This window comes from Winogradskyella sp. MIT101101 (genome assembly GCF_047126865.1).
GTDB classification, from domain to species: Bacteria; Bacteroidota; Bacteroidia; order Flavobacteriales; family Flavobacteriaceae; genus Winogradskyella; species Winogradskyella ouciana.
In genome coordinates, this window is record NZ_CP138982.1 from 2,508,258 (window position 1) to 2,528,644 (window position 20,387).

At 38.2% G+C, this 20,387-nt stretch carries 17 protein-coding genes and 1 pseudogene; 16 read left to right on the plus strand and 2 right to left on the minus strand.

Annotation, left to right across the window (positions count from 1 at the left end; all coding sequences use genetic code 11):
* The first annotated feature begins 159 nt into the window (after positions 1–159).
* The 16 genes and pseudogenes from SIB89_RS11290 to SIB89_RS11365 all read left to right on the plus strand — a co-directional run bounded on the left by SIB89_RS11290 (position 160) and on the right by SIB89_RS11365 (position 18,017).
* Positions 160–807: a DUF2231 domain-containing protein gene (locus tag SIB89_RS11290; protein ID WP_412559851.1), complete on the plus strand. Its 648-nt coding sequence runs from the start codon at positions 160–162 to the stop codon at positions 805–807.
* Between the two features lie 9 nt (positions 808–816).
* Entirely contained in the window at positions 817–2,322 is a 1,506-nt protein-coding gene (locus SIB89_RS11295) for an FMN-binding glutamate synthase family protein (protein ID WP_412559852.1), read from the plus strand.
* Positions 2,319–2,867: an ion channel gene (locus tag SIB89_RS11300; RefSeq protein ID WP_412559853.1), complete on the plus strand. Its 549-nt coding sequence runs from the start codon at positions 2,319–2,321 to the stop codon at positions 2,865–2,867. Before SIB89_RS11295 ends, SIB89_RS11300 begins: the two co-directional genes overlap by 4 nt.
* Before the next feature lie 18 nt (positions 2,868–2,885).
* The gene (locus SIB89_RS11305) at positions 2,886–3,368 is read left to right on the plus strand and encodes a DUF4440 domain-containing protein (RefSeq protein ID WP_412559854.1); all 483 of its coding nucleotides are present in this window, start codon (positions 2,886–2,888) and stop codon (positions 3,366–3,368) included.
* A gap of 10 nt (positions 3,369–3,378) precedes the next feature.
* On the plus strand, positions 3,379–4,605 hold the full coding sequence (locus tag SIB89_RS11310; protein WP_412559855.1) for a permease: 1,227 nt from the start codon (positions 3,379–3,381) through the stop codon (positions 4,603–4,605).
* A gap of 2 nt (positions 4,606–4,607) precedes the next feature.
* A pseudogene (locus SIB89_RS11315) lies at positions 4,608–7,111 on the plus strand (heavy metal translocating P-type ATPase).
* An 8-nt stretch (positions 7,112–7,119) separates the two neighbouring features.
* Entirely contained in the window at positions 7,120–7,704 is a 585-nt protein-coding gene (locus tag SIB89_RS11320; RefSeq protein WP_412559856.1) for a DUF2911 domain-containing protein, read from the plus strand.
* 1 nt (position 7,705) lies between these two features.
* Positions 7,706–8,413 carry a PepSY domain-containing protein gene (locus tag SIB89_RS11325; RefSeq protein WP_412559857.1) on the plus strand — a complete coding sequence of 236 codons (708 nt, stop codon included), beginning with the start codon at positions 7,706–7,708 and terminating at the stop codon, positions 8,411–8,413.
* Positions 8,414–8,437: 24 nt separating this feature from the next.
* Positions 8,438–8,935, plus strand: coding sequence for a DUF305 domain-containing protein (locus SIB89_RS11330; RefSeq protein WP_115122589.1), 498 nt, complete (start codon positions 8,438–8,440; stop codon positions 8,933–8,935).
* A 101-nt stretch (positions 8,936–9,036) separates the two neighbouring features.
* Positions 9,037–10,776, plus strand: coding sequence for an efflux RND transporter periplasmic adaptor subunit (locus SIB89_RS11335; RefSeq protein ID WP_412559858.1), 1,740 nt, complete (start codon positions 9,037–9,039; stop codon positions 10,774–10,776).
* 264 nt (positions 10,777–11,040) lie between these two features.
* The gene (locus SIB89_RS11340; protein ID WP_412559859.1) at positions 11,041–12,828 is read left to right on the plus strand and encodes a ParB/RepB/Spo0J family partition protein; all 1,788 of its coding nucleotides are present in this window, start codon (positions 11,041–11,043) and stop codon (positions 12,826–12,828) included.
* Between the two features lie 265 nt (positions 12,829–13,093).
* Entirely contained in the window at positions 13,094–13,930 is an 837-nt protein-coding gene (locus tag SIB89_RS11345; protein WP_412559860.1) for a DUF932 domain-containing protein, read from the plus strand.
* A 261-nt stretch (positions 13,931–14,191) separates the two neighbouring features.
* On the plus strand, positions 14,192–14,758 hold the full coding sequence (locus tag SIB89_RS11350; RefSeq protein ID WP_412561905.1) for a Crp/Fnr family transcriptional regulator: 567 nt from the start codon (positions 14,192–14,194) through the stop codon (positions 14,756–14,758).
* A gap of 60 nt (positions 14,759–14,818) precedes the next feature.
* A complete protein-coding gene (locus SIB89_RS11355) occupies positions 14,819–15,619 on the plus strand; it encodes a sulfite exporter TauE/SafE family protein (RefSeq protein WP_412559861.1) in 801 nt (266 codons plus the stop codon).
* Between the two features lie 9 nt (positions 15,620–15,628).
* Positions 15,629–16,507: a sterol desaturase family protein gene (locus SIB89_RS11360; protein ID WP_412559862.1), complete on the plus strand. Its 879-nt coding sequence runs from the start codon at positions 15,629–15,631 to the stop codon at positions 16,505–16,507.
* A gap of 181 nt (positions 16,508–16,688) precedes the next feature.
* Positions 16,689–18,017, plus strand: a complete 1,329-nt coding sequence (locus SIB89_RS11365) for an MBL fold metallo-hydrolase (protein ID WP_412559863.1) — start codon at positions 16,689–16,691, stop codon at positions 18,015–18,017.
* A gap of 65 nt (positions 18,018–18,082) precedes the next feature.
* On the opposite strand, the gene SIB89_RS11370 is transcribed toward SIB89_RS11365, so the two are convergent.
* Both SIB89_RS11370 and SIB89_RS11375 read right to left on the minus strand, forming a co-directional pair.
* The gene (locus SIB89_RS11370) at positions 18,083–18,715 is read right to left on the minus strand and encodes a TlpA family protein disulfide reductase (RefSeq protein ID WP_412559864.1); all 633 of its coding nucleotides are present in this window, start codon (positions 18,713–18,715) and stop codon (positions 18,083–18,085) included.
* An 11-nt stretch (positions 18,716–18,726) separates the two neighbouring features.
* A complete protein-coding gene (locus SIB89_RS11375) occupies positions 18,727–20,385 on the minus strand; it encodes a bifunctional metallophosphatase/5'-nucleotidase (protein WP_412559865.1) in 1,659 nt (552 codons plus the stop codon).
* Positions 20,386–20,387: the final 2 nt, after the last annotated feature.

The window sequence follows — 20,387 nt, forward strand, 5'->3', positions numbered from 1 at the left end:
TAGGTAATGAAAGATTGTTGCAATACAGGTAATAGCAAAACGCAGAATAAGAACCCGTTAAAAAAGTGGTTCAATTATATAATATATACTGTTATAGCCGTCGTAGTTCTTGGGGCTATGGCACTACAGCTGATAGGGACTAATTAAAAACCATAAAAGATGAATACAAAACATTTTTTTTCAATCATTTTGGTCATTACCTTCTTAAGTAGTTTGACCAAAACATTTGCCTTAAATGAAGAACGAAATAGCCTTGATGCAACTGAATTATCGGTGAGCATAGCATCAGCTGTACAATCAGATTCCGTGAAAGCAGATTTTGATGCTTTTCCCAACCTACACCCTATGGTCGTACATTTTCCCATTGTACTATTGCTGTTAGCGGTGGTTTTACAATTGATACAGTTGTTTACCTTGAACCGGACAATGGACTGGGTAATCCTTTTAATGGTTGGTTCTGGGTTTATTGGGGCGTATGTCGCTGGAACATTTGTGCACCCGCACACAGAAGGACTTACCGAAATGGCAAAAAGCGTACTGGAACAACACGACAAATATGCCGACTGGACACTTTGGTCGAGTGCTATTGCAGCTATTCTGAAAATAGTAAGCCTGTTTTGGGTCAAACTAAAGCGTGGTTTTGAAATAGCAGTTTTTGTAGTTATGGCCTTTTCGGCATATTCAGTTTCCGAAGCAGGACATTATGGTTCACAGTTGGTATATATAGAGGGAGTGGGCCCACAAGGAAATTATATTGAAACCGAAAGTGAAGAAGGTCACGAGGAAAGTGATGGGCATTCCCATTAAACAAAGATTATGAGAAAAGGATTTATCATAACGAGCATCATATTGGTTTTGGCGGTAGCAACCATAATCATTATGTACCCCTTGTTGTGGTGGCTTGCATTGGTATTACTTCCTTTCTTGATTTTAGGACTAATCGATTATTTTCATAAATCAGATAACATTAGACGTACCTTTCCATTATTTGGTAGAATTACCAATTTTCTGGAAAAACAACGACACGTTGTCCAAGAAACCGTTTTGCTTAACAGGACGGAAGGAAAGCCCTTTAACTGGATACAAAAAGAAATAGTCTATAAACGTGCTGCGAATACTAATAAAAGTCAACCTTTTGGCACACAAATACCGTATGATAAAGTTGGTCGTGAATGGTTTACACATTCCACCTATCCGGCAAAAGAAGTCAACGATGATTTTAGAGTAACATTTGGAAGTTCCAAATGTGATAAGCCCTATTCTGCAAGTATTCTGAATCTTGCGGGAATGAGCTATGGCTCAATAAGCAAAAATGCGACCTTAGCCCTTAATGGCGGTGCTAAAATAGCTGGTTTTGCCCAGAATACGGGTGAAGGTGGCTTTACACCCTATCATCAGGAGTATGGGGCTGATATCATATTTCAAATCGGAACCGGTTACTTCGGATGCCGTACTGAAGAAGGTAATTTCGACCCCGAAAAGTTTCAGGAAATTGCCTTGTACGAGGTGGTCAAAATGATTGAAATTAAAATCTCGCAAGGAGCCAAACCAGGATTTGGAGCTATACTGCCTGCAAAGAAAAACACAGAAGAAATCGCAAAATTCAGGGATGTTGAAAAGGGTACCGAAATACTATCGCCACCGCATCATTCGGCATTTGGAAACGATGAAGAGATGATTTCTTTCATTGAAAAATTGAGAGAGCTTTCCAATGGCAAACCAATTGGCATTAAACTATGTATTGGACAAAAAGATGAATTTGAAAGAATGGTTCAATCTTTCGCTGAAACGCAAAATTATCCAGACTTCATTGCCATTGACGGTGCCGAAGGGGGCACGGGCGCTGCCCATATGGAATCACTTCATTGGGCAGGGCTGCCGATAGTTGAAGCTATTCATTTCGCAAACCGGATTCTTAAAAATTATGACTTGCGAGATGAGATAAAATTAATGGCAGCTGGTAAAATCATTTCGGCTTTTGATATCTATAGAATGTTGGCACTCGGCGCAGATACCTGTTATAGTGCCAGAGGAATGATGTTTGCCTTGGGGTGTGTGCAGTCCTTAAAATGCAATTTAGATACTTGTCCTACCGGCATAACCACAATGGTACCGTCAAGGGTAGCGTCATTAGTTGTGGAAGACAAGAAGGCCAAAGTAGCCAATTACCATAAAAACACAATGGAAGCCTTTAAAGAGTTGCTGGGTTCAATGGGACTTCAAAATAGAATTGGCATACATAGAAAATACATTGTTAGACGTATAAGCGAAACCGAAACAAAGACATATCAAGAAATTTTTATAAAACTCTCAAAAGAATGAGTGAAGAAAAGGACATAGAAACCACGGCTGCCTTTTATGGGCAACTTTTTAATAGTTCAAAGTACGTACTATTGGTAGTGCTTATTGCTTCAGCTATCGGGCTGTATGTCTTGCCTAATATTAATGCTACTTACGCAGTGATTATACTATTGGCCATAACACTAACAAAGATAGGATTTATCATAGCCCTATCCTTTAATCAATTAATGAAAATTATCGGACAGAGCCATTTGCTGAGCCACGTTTTAGTGTTATTCGGATTTTTAATTGTCCTGATTGTACTTTCATTCACTATAGACTATACAGCATTACATTTTTTTGATTCTACTCATTTCAAGATAAATAATAGTTCGGGAAATAACGGGCTGATGGCATTTTTCGATATGTCCTATTTCAGTCTAATTACATTCTCATCTGTAGGCTATGGTGATATAGTCCCAATAACTGCTACAGCTAAAGCCTTGGTGGCACTTGAGGTGGCCCTCAGGTTTTTTGTCCTTGTATTTGGTATCGCAAACGTGAATAGAATTCGAGTAAATAAATAACCCTTAATAACTAAAATTATGAAAACTCTAAAATTAACAACAATCCTAATGCTACTTACGTTTGCCACAGGCCAAATGTTTAGCCAAAATGTAGATTTAGGCACCGAGAAAGAAGCTGTTCTCAAAGTAATGAAAACCTATAAAGATGCACTACAAAACCTGACGACTGAAGGTACCTTTGAGTTGTTTACAAAGGACTCGGAAGTTTTTGAATCTGGCGGTGTTGAGGGTTCTTATGCACACTATATAGAACATCACTTAGGACCAGAATTAGGTCATTTCAAAAAGTTTGAATTTTCAGATTATGTGATTGATGCAGAAGTAGACTTGCCCTACGCTTTTACTACCGAAACCTATATCTACACTATCGTTCTCAACCCAGATGATGAAGGCAAGAGTAGAACGATAAAGAAAAAAGGGGTGGCAACTTCTATCCTTAAGAAGATAGATGATAAATGGCAGATAGTTAAAACCCATTCATCATCAAGGAATGCAAAATAAAATTTAACCTGTGAGCGAGTTTTTAAAACAATGGGGCGAAGCTGCCTATACCACAACCGGATTTTTCTGGATGGCTTTGTGGGCATTCATCTTGGGCTACATAATCAGTAGTATGATACAGATTTTTGTGACGGAAAAACGTATGCAGAAAACGATGGGGAAAGACGAATCCAAAAGTGTGCTGTTGGGTACATTCTTTGGATTTATCAGTAGCTCGTGCAGTTTTGCTGCATTGGCAAGTGCAAAATCTCTCTTCAAAAAAGGGGCGAGTTTTGTATCCTCTATTGCCTTTCTACTGGCATCGACAAATTTGGTTATCGAATTGGGAATTATCATTTCCATCTTTTTGGGATGGCAGTTCGTGGTTGGGGAATATGTAGGTGGCATACTGCTCATACTCATCTGCTGGATTCTTATCCGCATTATCAATCCCAAAAAACTCATTGAAAAAGCGAAAAAAAACCTTGAAGGGCAGGACGATGATGAAATAGATGATTCCAAAGACTGGAAAAAGCAGATACAACAGGAAGATAGCTGGTCACGGGTCGCCAAGAAGTATAAAATGGAATGGCAGATGGTCTGGAAGGATGTAACTGTAGGTTTTACCATTGCCGGAATCGTAGCGGCCTTTGTCCCTGATTCATTTTTCCAAACCCTGTTTATCAACAGTGGTCAAGGCAAAACTGATTTTACCTTTCTCGAAGTTCTGGAGCATATTGTCGTGGGGCCAGTTGCTGCATTTTTGACCTTTATCGGTTCTATGGGCAACATACCCTTAGCAGCCCTACTATTTGGTAAGGGCGTAAGTTTTGCAGGTGTTATGGCATTTATTTTTAGCGATTTGGTTGTTTTCCCAGTATTACGAATTAACGCTAAATATTATGGTTGGAAAATGTCGTTTTTCATTTTGTTTCTACTCTTTACGGCTCTAATTGGAACATCTTTGGCCCTGCACTATTCATTCGACTTGCTGAGTATGTTACCAGACCCTTCGCAAGTCAAGATTCAGGATAAAGACCATTTCAAGATTGATTATACATTCTACTTAAATATTGCTTTTCTTATGATTTCAGGATACCTGATTTATTTAGGATTTTACAAGAAAAAGGATGTTGAGCATTCAATGAGTGAAATGGCACCAAAAAGTCCATTACTGGAAACAATATTAAAATATGCGGCCTTCATTTGCTATGTGTGGTTAGCAGGTGGATTGATTGTAAAATTCTTTATACAATAACTATGAAACACAAATATCACATACACGGTATGACCTGCAATGGTTGTAGAAAACACGTTGAAGAAACGCTTTCTAAAGTAGAAGGTGTTACCAATGCAACTGTAAATTTAGAAAAAGCTGAAGCGACCATTGAAATGGAATCCCATATTCCAATCGAAAAATTTCAAGAGGCGCTTAAAGCTAAGGGTGGTCAATACAGCATCCATCAGAATGGCGAACATCAGCATACCCACGATAAACAGAAAGTTGAGAAACCTAAGGGTAAAGGAACGGGGACATTCTATTGCCCAATGCATTGCGAAGGTGATAAAACTTACGACCAACCAGGCGACTGTCCCGTTTGCGGAATGGACTTGGTCGAAGAAGTAAACCTAACGGCGACTTCTGAAACGCAATATACTTGCCCAATGCATCCAGAAATCGTTCGTGATCAACCGGGCGATTGCCCTATCTGTGGAATGGATTTGGTGCCTATGGAACCCGATTTGTCCGCAGAGGAAAAAACCTATAAAAAACTATTAAAAAAGTTTTGGGTAGCGGTTGCTTTCACATTGCCCATTTTTATCATTGCAATGTCCGAAATGTTGACCAGTAACCCATTGGAAAATTTATTAGAGATAGAATATTGGAATTGGATTCAATTCGGTTTATCTCTACCAGTTGTTTTTTATGCCACTTGGATGTTTTATGAGCGAGCGTACCGTAGCATCAAGACGTGGAATCTTAATATGTTTACCCTTATTGGAATTGGTACAGGGGTAGCTTGGCTATTCAGTGTATTTGGTATGTTGTTTCCTGATATTTTCCCGTCCCAGTTCAAAACCAATTCCGGAACCGTATTTGTTTACTATGAAGCTACCACCGTAATCTTAACGTTAGTATTACTGGGTCAAGTACTAGAAGCTCGAGCCCATAGCAAAACCAACAGCGCAATAAAAGAGCTGTTGAAATTAGCACCTAATAAAGCCATAAAAGTTGTAGATGGCAATGAAGAAGAAGTCAGTATCGACCAGATAGAAAAAGGTGACATTTTACGTGTGAAGCCAGGGGATAAAATTCCTGTGGATGGTATGATTACAGAAGGTAGCACTACGGTAGATGAATCGATGATTACGGGCGAACCTATTCCTGTAAATAAAGCAATAGATGATAAAGTAAGCAGCGGCACTATTAATGGCAATCAATCCTTTTTAATGAAAGCTGAAAAGGTAGGTAGTGAGACTTTGCTATCGCAAATCATTCATATGGTGAACGACGCGAGTAGAAGTCGTGCACCCATTCAAAAATTAGCCGATACAGTTTCTGGCTATTTTGTGCCTATAGTGGTCATTATTTCACTCATAACTTTTGTGGTATGGGCAATATGGGGTCCAGAACCAACTTATGTATATGCTTTGGTCAATGCTATTGCCGTATTAATTATCGCTTGTCCATGCGCTTTAGGTTTGGCTACACCTATGTCGGTGATGGTGGGTGTCGGTAAGGGTGCTCAAAATGGGGTGCTTATCAAAAATGCTGAAGCTTTGGAGAAAATGGATAAGGTAGATACCCTTATTGTAGATAAAACAGGAACGATTACAGAGGGAAAACCAACCGTTGAAAAAATGGATGCTTTTGGGACCGCTTTCGCGAAAGCGAAATACTTCAACTTATCGCTTCCTTGAACAGTTCAAGTGAGCATCCTTTGGCTGAAGCTACCGTAAAATATGGAAAGGAAAATAAAACTGAACTTTTAAAAACTGAAGGCTTTAGTGCAGTTACCGGAAAAGGTGTGGAAGGTAAGGTGAATGGAAGCAGTCTAGCATTGGGAAATGCAAAAATGATGGAGTACGCAGATGCTAGGCTTTCAAAAGAAATGATTACCGAAGCACAGACGTATCAAAAACAAGGTAAGACAGTTTCTTATTTGGCAATAGATAAAATAGTTGCTGGCTACGTAGTCATTGGCGATAAGATAAAGGAAACAAGTACCAATGCTATTAAAGCACTTCAAGATAAAGGGATCGATGTGATAATGCTAACTGGCGATAACCACGAAACAGCACAAGCCGTAGCATCAGAATTAAACTTGGCAGATTTTAAAGCCAGTATGTTACCAGAAGACAAGCTCAAAGAAGTAGAAAAACTACAAGAAAACGGAAAAGTAGTCGCTATGGCAGGTGATGGAATCAACGATGCCCCTGCATTGGCCAAAAGTGATGTAGGAATTGCTATGGGAACGGGAACGGATGTCGCGATTGAAAGTGCGATGATAACATTGGTTAAAGGCGATTTACAGGGAATTGTTAAAGCGAGAAACTTAAGCCATAAAGTAATGCGCAATATCAAACAAAACCTGTTTTTTGCATTTATATACAACACCCTAGGTGTGCCTATTGCAGCAGGCGTACTCTATCCTGTTTTCGGGTTGCTGCTATCACCTATGATTGCTGCCTTGGCGATGAGCTTCAGTTCGGTATCGGTAATTTTAAATGCCCTGCGATTAAGAACCAAAACAATTAAATAATATAACCTATGAAAATACAGTATTACATATTAGCCCTAATAATACTTTCTTCCTGTAAACAAGAAAGTAAAGAGACCAATGAAGTTGTGACCAAAGAAATAGAAACGGTTTCTCAAACCGCTAAAACCGACAAGAAAAAACCATTAAGTCCGCATACCGAAACAAGGGCAATGGTTGGCGATGCTCATATTCATATCGATTACTCTTCCCCAGGCGTAAGGAATAGAATAATTTTTGGTGGACTGTTGGCTTACGACCAAGTCTGGCAGGCTGGTGCCCATATGGCTACTTGGTTGGAAACAAATAAGGATTTAGAAATTGATGGCAAGGAATTAAAAGCTGGGAAATATGGATTTTTTGTAATTCCGAATCAAGAAGAATGGACAGTCATTTTCAACAGGAATTGGAACCAACACGGAAAGGATGACTATGATGCGAGCGATGATGTATTACGATTTAAAGCAACGCCTAAAATTTCCGAAGAAATCAAGGAACATTTAGAGTACAAAATAAACAAAACAACTGAGACTTCAGGAACAATCTCAATGAGTTGGGAAAAAGTAACGATTGAGTTTCCTTTGGAAATAAAGTAATATGGTGAACAGAAAAACAGCGAAATGGATTAGAAAAGCGCACCGCTATTTGGGTATCTTTTTAGGTATTCAGTTCTTGATGTGGACGATTAGTGGGATGTATTTCAGCTGGACGGATATCGACGATATACACGGTGACCAATTTAAGAAAGAAGCACCTGTGCAGACCTCATTTAATGATTTGCTCAGCACATCCCAACTTGCTATAAATGAGCCTGTACATTCTTTGGAACTACTGGAAATAGCAAATGAACCTTATTATTGGATTAATGAAGCACAGCTTTATAATGCCAGAACAGGACAAAGGAAAAATGGGATTTCTAAAAAAGAGGCTCAACAAGTTGCAAGTAGATATATGTTGGACGATTTAGAAATAGCAAAAATTCAATTAGTCGATTCTGTAAGCCCACATCACGAATATCGCGGTCGCCCACTTCCAGCCTATGAAATTTCGTATGAGACACCACAAAATTTAAAAGCCTATGTGGCAGTTGAAAATGGTGCATTTCAAACGGTGAGACACAGGGATTGGCGTTGGTTCGATTTCCTTTGGATGACACATACAATGGATTACCAGGGAAGGGATAATTTCAACACGTTGTTGTTAAGGGCATTTTCACTTTTGGGATTGATAACCGTATTGAGCGGTTTCGTATTATGGTATATCAGTTCGCCATCGATCAGAAAATTAAAGAAGAAGTTCAAATAAATAATAATTTAAAAACCAAAAACAATGGATTCAAAAGAAAACACAAAAGACGGAATGAAGAAAAATACTTACGGAAAGTTTATGGCTATGCTTGGGCTTTCATTTATAGCAATGTACATCACAATGTACCTAAATACCTACGAATGGGACCACGTTTGGTTCAGCCTTACAAGATTTTATATGGTTTGCCTCGGTATAGCTGCAATGGCAGTAATTATGTTGTCATTAATGCTAAATATGTATAAGAACAAAAAAAAGAACATAGCTATTTATTTGGGGAGTTTAATACTTTTTGTGAGTGCATTGGGTCTGGTACGCGAACAAAAATCAACTGTAGGTGACGTTCTCTGGATGAAAGCAATGATTCCACACCACTCTATCGCTATCTTAACGAGTAAAAGAGCCGATATAAAAGATCCGGAAGCCAAAAAACTTGCTGAGGAAATTATAGAGGCACAGTTGCGTGAGATTGCTCAAATGAAAAAGATAATATATAGATTAGAAAACCAAAAAGAGGAATAGTAATTGTACTTATTCTTTTATAATTAAAGCTTGTTCGCAACAATACTTAAGACTAAATAATTATTTAGTTAGTCTTAAGAACATATAATAAATTAGGTGATATGAAAAAGAATGTAATATTCATAGGTCTTGCTCTTATAGTAGGCTTATTAGGAGGGTGGCTTATATTTGGAGGCTCAACGAATGACAGGAGTCCTGTAAAAGACTTATCGGATATGTCTGATCAACACGATCATTCTGGGGAAACCGTTGAACAAATGTGGACCTGCTCAATGCATCCACAGATTATGCAACCCGAAGCTGGCGATTGTCCTATATGTGGGATGGACTTAATCCCTGCTGAAACTGGTGCAGAAGGTCTCGCAGCAAACGAGATAAAAATGACCGAAAATGCTATGGCATTAGCAAATATTCAAACTACCATTGTGGGTAATGCAGAAACAAGCGATGATGATGGGATGATATCCCTTTCGGGAAAAATAGCTGCTAACGAAGAAAACAATACCGTACAATCCAGCTATTTTAAAGGAAGGATAGAACAACTCAACGTTAACTATGAAGGACAGCAAGTAAACCGTGGTCAGCTACTCGCAACCATTTACGCACCAGACCTTGTAGCGGCACAACAGGAATTGATTACCGCGGCATCGTTGAAAGAATCGCAACCTGCTTTATACAAAGCCGTGCGCAACAAACTCAAAAATTGGAAACTTTCAGAAGCACAAATCAATGCTATAGAAGAAAGCGGAACAGTGCGCGAGAACTTCCCGATTTATGCAACGGTTTCCGGAACGGTTTCAGAAGTAATGGCAGCACAGGGCGATTATGTAAATCAAGGACAGCCTATTGTGAAGTTGAGCAACCTCAATTCGGTTTGGGCAGAATTTGATGCTTATGAAAATCAGATAGCGCAATTCAACGTTAGGCAAAAAATCAACATCACGACCAATGCCTATCCCAATAAGGAATTTGAAGGAACTATTTCATTCATCGACCCTATTCTAAATAATGCGACACGCACGGTAACGGTACGTGCAACCCTTCAAAATAGAGACAACCTATTTAAGCCAGGAATGTTTGTGACGGGTAAGATTGAAGGGGCAACACAAACTCTGGAAAATACACTTACCGTGCCTGCAAGTGCTGTGCTGTGGACGGGCGAGCGCTCATTGGTATATGTGAAAACCAATCCTAATGAACCTGTATTTGAAATGCGCGAAGTAACCTTGGGCAATCGCTCTGGCGAAACTTACCAAGTATCTTCCGGATTAAATAATGGCGATGAAATAGTAACCAATGGAACGTTCACGGTAGATGCAGCAGCACAATTACAGGGTAAAAAATCAATGATGAATCAGCAAATGATGCAGGACGAATCAGCTATGATGGGCGATATGGAAATGAGTTTCAGTAACAGTTTTAGTTCTGCATTTAATGAAGCATTACCGTCGTATCTCAAAATGAAAGATGCATTGGTAGAAAGCGATGCTGGTCAGGTTTCTACTTTCGCGAAAGCGACATCAAAGAAATTAAAGGAAATTTCTACATCAGATTTAGGCAAGATGGAAAAGCAACATCTTACCAAAAGTATTGAGATGCTGGATGCTATCGCCACAAACGACAATCTGGAAAACCAGCGTGCTCACTTTGTCATTCTAAACAAGAATATAGTACCTATTGCTATGAACATAGAAAACTCAACAAATTACTATGTCCAAAAATGCCCGATGGCAAACAACAATAAAGGTGCAGTTTGGTTGAGTGCTGAAGAAGAAATTAGAAATCCATACTATGGTGATGCAATGTTAACCTGTGGTAGTGTGATTGATTCCAATAAGTAATAGACCATTAATAAACTAAACTTAATATGTTAATTCAAACTTTATAACTTTTGTGCTTTTCCAGTAAATTATTTTAATAAAATATAGAGTGTATTATCATACAATATACACGCAAGGTAAACTCGTAAAATACTTCCATCAAAAGACTACGGCATAAAGCCAGCGCTTCTTCCCCTACTCATTTATTCCGTTTCCTTTTGAGCCAAGATTTTATCTTCCGTTTGGTTTCTGCTCAAATATTGTTTAATCAAAAATTTGAGAATTATGACAACAAAAGCGAGTACCAGAAAGAAGCGCAGTAGAGCGAAATCTACTGCCAAGAAAGAAGTAAACGGGAAGAAAACAGCCCCACTTCAAATTCAGAACTTACCATTGGGTAAAATCAGGCCTGACCTTGAACAGCCGAGAAAGACCTTTAACGAGGATGCGTTAAAGCAGCTTTCTGAGAGTATCGAAAAGCACGGTGTGTTGCAACCAATCACGGTAAGACAACTAAATGGCCATTACGTCATTGTAATGGGCGAACGCCGATATCGTGCAAGTAAATTGGCAGGAAAGAAAACTGTACCCTGTATCGTCAGAACTTATGAGAGCAATGATGTTTTGGAAGTTCAGATTATAGAGAATCTGCAAAGACAGAATGTAGAACCGACCGAAGAAGCTGAGGCGATTGCTTACCTAAATGAGAAATATGCGCCTACCGAAATTGCGAAGCGATTGGGAAGAACAGATAATTTCATCAGACAGCGACTAAAACTGGCTGGATTGATTGACGGTTTCAAGCACTTTGTCCGAAATGGCGAAATGACGATTTCATTGGGTGTTGGTGTAGCACTCTTCGAGCCGGAAGAACAACAGATGATGTTGGAAACGATGGGCAAAGATTTTAATGCACATCAGATTAACAGGATGATTAAAGACCAGACCTATGATTTGGAAAAAGCATCGTTCGATGTTACCGATAAAAAATTGGTGTCGAAAGCTGGGTCTTGTGTAGAATGTCCTTTCAATGCAGCCAATCAAGGCAATCTGTTCGGCGAAGGTCAAATGGTCTGCACAAAATCAGCCTGTTTCGAAACAAAGAAAAACAAATCGTTCTTGAACCTGATTGAAAAGTCCAAGAAAGAGAACATCCTATTGATTCCTGAAATACAACAATACTGGGCAGATGACGAAAACAATCAACTCATTATATCACAATTGGAAAAGAACGGATTGAAAGTCTATTTACTGGACGATGTTGAAATCATAGAAAATCCAATTGAGCCAACAATCGTAGCTGTTCAGAAAGAGTATCAGCATTACGATTATTCTGAAGATGAGTTAAAGGCAGAATTGGATGAAGCAATGCAGACTTATAAAGAAGCATTGGAAAAATTCAATTCAGCAAAAGAAGATGGATTTAAAAACGGCATCGTGTTCCATCCAGATTCATTCCAACACAAGGAAATCTTTTTGAAAATTGTTGAAAAATCCAAGAACGATTCTACGGAATATTCGGCACCATTGGCCAACAGAAAAATGGCAGATTGTACGCCTGAAGAACAAATCGTAAAAATCAACGAAAGGGAAATCCGGAAGAAGCAAATAGAGAACAACAAGCAGTTTGAAGAAGTTGTGCAGATGATTCGAGAAACGAAATACATCGATACGAAGAAAACACTTTCAAAAGACGAAATGGTGGCATTTTCAATATCGCTTTTTGAAAATAATGTGGACTATATGAGTCAACAAAAGTATTTCTCAAAGTTCTTGGGCGACACTTCAAAGATGACCAGAGTTGAAATGGTAGAGAATTTCAAGAAGAAGTTCAAAAAGGAAACCTTCCATAAATTGATACGGTATATGCTCACGAGGCAAGTGCATTTTGGCGAAAGCAATCACGTCAACAACTTGACGAATATTTCATTCTACAATGCGATACAGGGATATTATAAATCCAAGATTGCAGGCATAGAAAAGGAATATGCCGAAAAAAGAAGCAAGCGTGAGGAACGTATGAAAGAGCGCATCACGGTTCTTGAAAAGCAAATTCAGCAACTGAAAGATTAGCTTTTGTTGTTTGAAGAAGGGTCGGCATTCGTGCTGGCCCTTCTTCTTTTTTATGATACCGCTTTAGTTGAAGTGACTATAAAATAAAATGGGTTATCAATCAATAGTTAGCGCAAAGGTAAACTCGTAAAATACACCCATCAAAAGACTACGGCATAAAGCCCACGCGACATCCTACGCTTATTTATTCCGTTTCCTTTTGAGCTGAGATTTTAGCTTCCGTTTGGGTACTGCTCAAATATTGTTTAACTAAAATTCAAAAGTTATGTATTTACAAAATTTGCAACAGGATGAAATCTTTGTTCCATCAGAAATGAAATCCTTAAAAAGTCTGACACAGATGGAATCCCGACGAGGTTTTGAAAATGTCATTATCTCAAATGGCAAAATCGTGAATGTGGTATCGAACAGTTATGGCCACATTCCAAACCAACTGTTCTTCAAGAAAGCTGAAGATATGTTGACCGATGCGCAACTGAACTTCCACAAACGCACCATCAACAAAAATGATAGGTCGTTCATTACTGACTTTATTATCGATGATAAAAGCCAGTTTACCGTCAAGAATGATAAGGACTTGATATTACCGATGCTTCGGTTCAAAAACTCGTATGACGGAAGTGAAAAGACCTCTGGACACTTCGGGTTTTATAGAGAGGTGTGCTCAAACGGTCTGCACGTGTCACAAGCAGAAATCGAGTTTTCCATAAAACACAGTAAGAACAATACGCACTTGATTATGCCGAGATTGAATAATCTATTCGATAAATTTTTAGATAATGAATTCTATACCATTACCAAGAAATTCGACAAGATGAAAGAATTTAAAATCATCAATACACAAGAATTTGTGAAGGCAATTCTCGACAGAACGAAACTGTTCAGATACGAATGTAGCGACAAGAATAGCGACCCTTCAAAAAAGTCTCGCGAGGTTATCGAAATATTGAACTACGAAGCCTTGTTGCTCAACGAAGAACCAAATCTATGGTTGGGTTACAATGCCTTCAACTCGGTACTTCATAACGTTTTGAAGAAAAGCTTCGGACAACAAGAGCGGTTAGATAAAAAGCTGTTTGATGAAGTCTATGCTATGGCATAAATTAAATAAAGGTTTGTCCAGTACCTCAAACTGGATTTTGATTTATCATTCCCTAAGGTGTCACTAAATTTTACCATTAAAAAATGGGCTATCAAGGGCATTCAAACTTATCCTGTAAGAAAAAAGTGTGTAAAGTGATCGGATGGATTTTTTTCTATTTAAATTTGAGGGTAATAAATTTACACGACCATAAAGTATATTTTGGAGAAATTATTTAAAACCACATATTTTAGTCAGTTTGAACCTGCCCTAATCAGCGAGATGATTGAGGTTGGGGAATTTAGTCAAATTTCTGAAGGTCAAGACTTAATTAGAGTTGGACAATTCATCCATTTTATACCATTGGTAATTCAAGGTAGTATTAAAATAATGCGTCCTGATGATGACGGAAATGAGTTATTGCTTTATCATTTAGAAGAAGGAGGAACCTGTGCGATGTCAATGAATTGTTGTTTGGGAAGCACAAAAAGTGAAATACACGCGATTGCAGAAACTGATGTCAAGATTCTTAAAGTACCTGTTGCCAAAATGGAAGAATGGTCCAGTTCTTATAAAACCTGGAGACATTTTGTTTACAACAGTTACCATAACCGAATGATGGAAATGTTGGACAGTATAGACAATATTGCGTTTAATAATATGGATGAGCGATTGGAAAAATATCTTCAGGATAAAATGGAATTATTAAATAGCAAACACATATACTCGACTCACAAAGAGATTGCACAAGACCTGCATACCAGTCGTGTGGTAATTTCACGCCTGCTGAAGAAAATGGAAAATAGCAATAAGTTAAAATTGCACCGCAGTTTTATTGAAGTCCTGTAACAACAGTTACAGACTTTGAACATACCGACACGTACATTTGTTCCATAATTTTCTGAACAAATGGAAATCGTAGAAATTTTAGGTTACGTAGGTGCTCTTTTGATAGGACTTGTATTAGGGTTGATTGGTGGTGGTGGCTCAATTCTTACCGTTCCTATCTTGGTGTATGCACTTGCGCTTAACCCAGTAATTGCAACAGCATATTCATTATTTGTGGTGGGAGCAACATCTCTTATTGGCGCAATTAAAAATATGATGAAAGGGATGGTGGATTATAGAACAGCCATCATTTTTGCTGTCCCAGCTTTTATAGCTGTTTATCTTACTCGGGCATTCTTAATTCCTGCTATTCCTGAAGAACTTTTTAGTGTAAACAGTTTTATGGTCACGAAGAACCTGGCCATAATGCTCTTTTTTGCCATTATTATGTTGCTCGCATCTGTTTCAATGATTCGAAACAAGCGAAAAGAAATTGACGAGGAAGCTCAAATAACCTATAACTATCCTTTAATAATTATAGAAGGTTTGGTGGTGGGAACTATTACAGGTATAGTAGGTGCAGGCGGTGGCTTTTTAATTATACCTGCCTTAGTTCTCTTAGCAAAATTGCCAATGAAAAAAGCAGTTGCGACGTCCCTTTTAATAATCGCGATTAAATCTCTGATTGGTTTTTTGGGCGATGTTCAGAATTTAGATATTGACTGGCCATTCCTTCTTATTTTTACATCAATTTCAGTTGTGGGCATTTTTATTGGGATCTGGCTCAATAAATTTATAGACGGAAAGAAACTCAAGAAAGCATTTGGATGGTTCGTTCTTGTAATGGGTATTTATATAATCTACAAAGAACTAACAATGTAAAATACAAGGATGGAAAAATACATTGACATAATAATAGAATCTTTTATTGGCTATTGGGACTACCTTGTTTATGAAATATCAAACCCCTCTTGGACCAACTATTTCTATTGGCTTATTGGGCTCTCTTTGATGGTTTTCACTTTGGAAATCATTATTCCCTGGCGAAAAAAACAACCTATTTTTAGAAAAGGATTTTGGCTGGATGCTTTCTATATACTGTTTAACTTTTTCCTATTTTCTCTTGTAGGTTACAACGCCTTATCAAATGTAGGAGTCGCCCTATTCGATGATTTTCTTAGTAGTTTTGGTATAAACAATATAGTAGCTATTGAAGTTCAATCGCTACCAGAATGGTCGCAATTGTTGATTATGTTTCTAATTGCAGATTTTGTCCAATGGAACGTGCATAGATTGTTGCACCGCGTATCTTGGTTATGGAAATTTCATAAAGTACACCACAGCGTTAAAGAAATGGGCTTTGCGGCACAGTTTCGGTTTCATTTTTTGGAAACTATAGTATATAAAACTATACAGTACATCCCATTGGCAATGATTGGTTTTGGCATACAAGAATTTTTTATTGTTCATATGTTTGCCGTTTTTGTTGGGCATCTCAATCACGCCAATTTAGGCTGGAGCTATGGTTATTTAGGCTATATATTTAATAACCCAAGAATGCACATTTGGCATCACGCTAAAGAGTTTCCCAAACAATTTAAATACGGAATGAACTTTGGTCTGACACTTAGCATATGGGATTATTTATTTGGTACTGCCCACGTACCTAAAAGTGGCCGTAATTTGGAAATTGGTTTTCAAGGCGATGAAAGTTTTCCGAAAACTTTTTGGCAACAACTTATATATCCATTTCAGAAAGAGAGTAAATAGGGAAAAACACAATACCCAAAATACTTTGAGGGCATCATTAGTAACTGATATTAATTGTAAGCTTTTTTTAGTGTAAATGTTAATCTTTTTTTAAAACATTAACTTGTGTATCAAAGGTTACCACAATTGGTGGAGATTCCAATTATTTTTGAAATGAACGAAAAAATTTAATCATAAAATTATGGATATAAAACAATTTGAATACAAACCATTGGCGCATTATTCCTATGCGATTATAAGCGAAGGAAAAATGGCCGTTATTGACCCAGAGCGTGACCCGAAGCAGTACTACGATTTCGCAAAAGCCAACAATGCTAAAATCGTTGCAGTTATTGAAACACATCCCCACGCAGATTTTGTAAGTTCCCATTTACAGATTCATAAAGAAACCGGTGCAACAATTTATAACAGTGAAAAAACTGGTGCAGATTACCCATACACCGCTTTTGATGAAGGCGGCACCTTAAAAATTGGTAATGTTGTACTAACGGCAATCAATACACCAGGCCACTCGCCAGATAGTATAACGGTAGTTGCAACCCAAAATGATAAAACAGTACTTTTTACTGGCGATACGCTATTTATAGGCGATGTTGGTCGTCCAGACTTACGCGAAAAGGCAGGAAATATGCAAGCCAAACGAGAAGAACTGGCTGAAATGATGTATGATACCATACAGAATAAGTTCAATGGTTTACCAGATGATGCCATTGTTTATCCCGCTCACGGTGCTGGGTCCCTTTGTGGAAAAAGTATGAGTGATGACAACAGCAGTACTTTAGGTAATGAACGAATGGGCAATTGGGCTTTTAAAGAACAATCGAAAGAAGAATTCATAGAGAAACTTTTGGATAGTCAACCATTCATACCCTCATATTTTGGTTATGATGTAGATACAAATAAAGATGGTGCAGAGAATGTTCAACAATCCATAGATAGAATTCCATTTAAGGAAAATGCTACAGCCCAAGGCCTGATTGTTGACGTACGTGAAGAGGAAATCTTTAAAAAAGGACATCTTGAAGGCAGTTTTAATATTCAGGCAGTTTCAGATAATGCAAAATTTGAAACTTGGTTAGGTGCCATTGTAGAGCCAGAAGAAGAATTTACTTTAGTTATAGATAGCAAAGAAAACAAAGAAAAGCTTTTACACCGAGTGGCTAAAATCGGTTATGAAAAACAATTGAAGCAGGTTATCACGCTTTCAGATAAAAATTTAGTTTCTACGGAGGTCTTGGATTTGAAAGACTTTAAAAACAATCCTGATAAATATACCATTATAGACATTCGTAACAAAAGTGAAGTTGAAGAGGGAAAATATTTTGATAGCGCCTTAGCTCATCCTCTAAATGAACTTCGTGATACGGCTGAAGATATACCTACAAATAAGCCAATTGTAGTGCATTGTGCAGGTGGTTATCGCAGTGCTGCTGGAAGTAGTATTCTTCAGAAAAAACTTAATGATGTAACAGTGTATGATTTAAGTGATGACATAAAGGAATTCAAATAAAACCTCAAAGCATATAGGTTAACGGCATCAACTTTAAAATTGATGCCGTTTTTTTTAATTGTTTTTTACTTTAAATCTAACAAAAAATCCTTGAATTCTTGGTCACTATAATCGGCCATACCTTTATGAGTCAAAACCAAATTGCCAGCCGCATCAATTATATAGGTTGTTGGTAATGAAGATGATTGGAACATTTCTGGAAGATTACTCGCAGGAGCGTAAATCGGTAAATCATAACCCTTGCGCTTATCAAAAACTTTAGCCTTTTCAAAATCATCATCGAAGGACAACATTACAAACGCAACTTCATCGCCCATTTCTTCGTGCAATTTGTCGATACTGGGCATTTCGGCAATACAAGGTGGACACCACGTTGCCCAAAAATTCAAAAATATGACCTTGCCTTTAAATTCTTTCAATGACCTTATTTTGCCTTCAGCGTCAATCAATTTTAGGTTCAAATCTGCTTTGGTAAGATTTGGCATTGATGCCTCATCATCGTTATTTTCATTGTTTCTTACCAGCGTAATTTCTTCTACATCAGGATTCATCAAGCCTGTAGCGAGTAATCCGCGTTGAGCAAAACCTACGACTTCGGTATGTAAACCAGTTGCGTAAAGTGTAATGGCCACTATCGCAAAAATTCCATATTGTATCCACGTTTTCTTTTTGTTTTTATTTTCTTTCTTAGTATTCATAACTTTAATTTTTATTGAAATTTATAGTTAGTTTTGGGCACGGTCGAAAAGGAATACGTGCCGAGATATTCACAATAGGCTCTTCCTTCCAAGGTGGGCGATATGGGCGAATTTTTTTTAAGATATTCCTCTACCACATCGTGAATGGTATAATCCATTACTTCCACATCTTTCACATTAGCCATCCTGCACAGATTATCTATTGGGTCGCCTGGTCGTACACAAGCAGAAATCGTGTAAAATTCGTCATCTTTCATAGGCTCGCCGTTGACCGTTATTGCTGAAATACGGTTTCCACGTTCGTTTTGGCTATTGAAATTGACCTTCATACCTGAAAACCGCACCAACCAACCGCCAAATCGCTCGGTCGGTTTTTGTGAAAAGGCATTGTGCGTCTCTTTTTCCAACCAATCCCTAATCTGTTTCCCGGTGGCTTTTCCCGTTTTCACCTTTTCATTTACCGGAAGTAAGTTCCATAAATTAGCCCGGGTTATTGGAGCGGGTTTTCCATTTTCGGGCACAATAGGATTGCCAAAGCGAAAGCCATTTGAAATAGCGATATCCGCACCCGTTTTCCAGCGGGCAGCATCGGTAATCATATTATCCATTGGGTTTTCAACGGTAAGATAGCGATAAATAGGTGTCTCGGTGTACCCAATCACCGTTTCCAAATGCTCTTCGTAGGGCGCTTTTGCCTTATCAACAAGCGCTTGTACTTTCTTATCAGCTGGGAAAACCTCTGGGTCAACATCAATAAGTTCATAATCATCATCCACCAATGTACCATCAACAAAATGCAAAGTAAGTTTACCAACAAAAGAACCAAATGCACCCGGTTCGGTAACCTTGGCGTACTTGCCCTGTATAGGTTTGCGCACGCGCTCGTGTGTGTCATTCCCTAATATGTAATCTACATTTTCTGAAAGGGTATTGTTGGCGAGTTCTACCTGTTTAAAAATACCCAAGTGCGTCACTAAAAAAAGTACATCCAAGTCTTCATTGACCTTTAAATCATCCACTTGCTTTTTCAAATCATTGGTAAGACCACTAAAGGCAATCCCTCTACTAAAAATTGGATTTTGCCTAACGGGAACGTCAGGATCGTTTATGCCCATAAACCCGATACGCACACCTTCTATTTCTTTAACAGAATAAGCGGGAAACAAAAGTTCTTCGCTTTTTTCGTGGTACATATTCTGTGCAATTACATCCGTGTCATATCCCTGCATCACATCTATCATCACGTCTTTGCCGTACACCACTTCCCAGTTACCCGGGATGATGATGTCATAGCCCATATTTTTGATGAGTTCGGGCATTACCTTACCTTCAGACAGAGCCGTGTAACCACTGCCTTGTATTAAGTCGCCACCATCAACTATAATTGTTCTATTGGGATTTTTTTGTCGTTCCATTTTAAAGAGCGTCTTTATATTGGCCAAACCGCCACGATTTTTAAAAAGTACGTTCTCGTTTTCCCAAAAAAGTTCGGGATGTGTATCAAGCTGTCCGTGTATATCGGCAGTTTGTAATACAGTAATGCTCAAGGTGTCCCGTACAGAATCGTTTGTTCCCATTCCATTCGATATTTCTGTTTTGCACGAGACCAAGACCAATAGTATTCCAATTATCGAAAGAGCTGCAATGAAACTTTTCTTAAATATTTTCATAA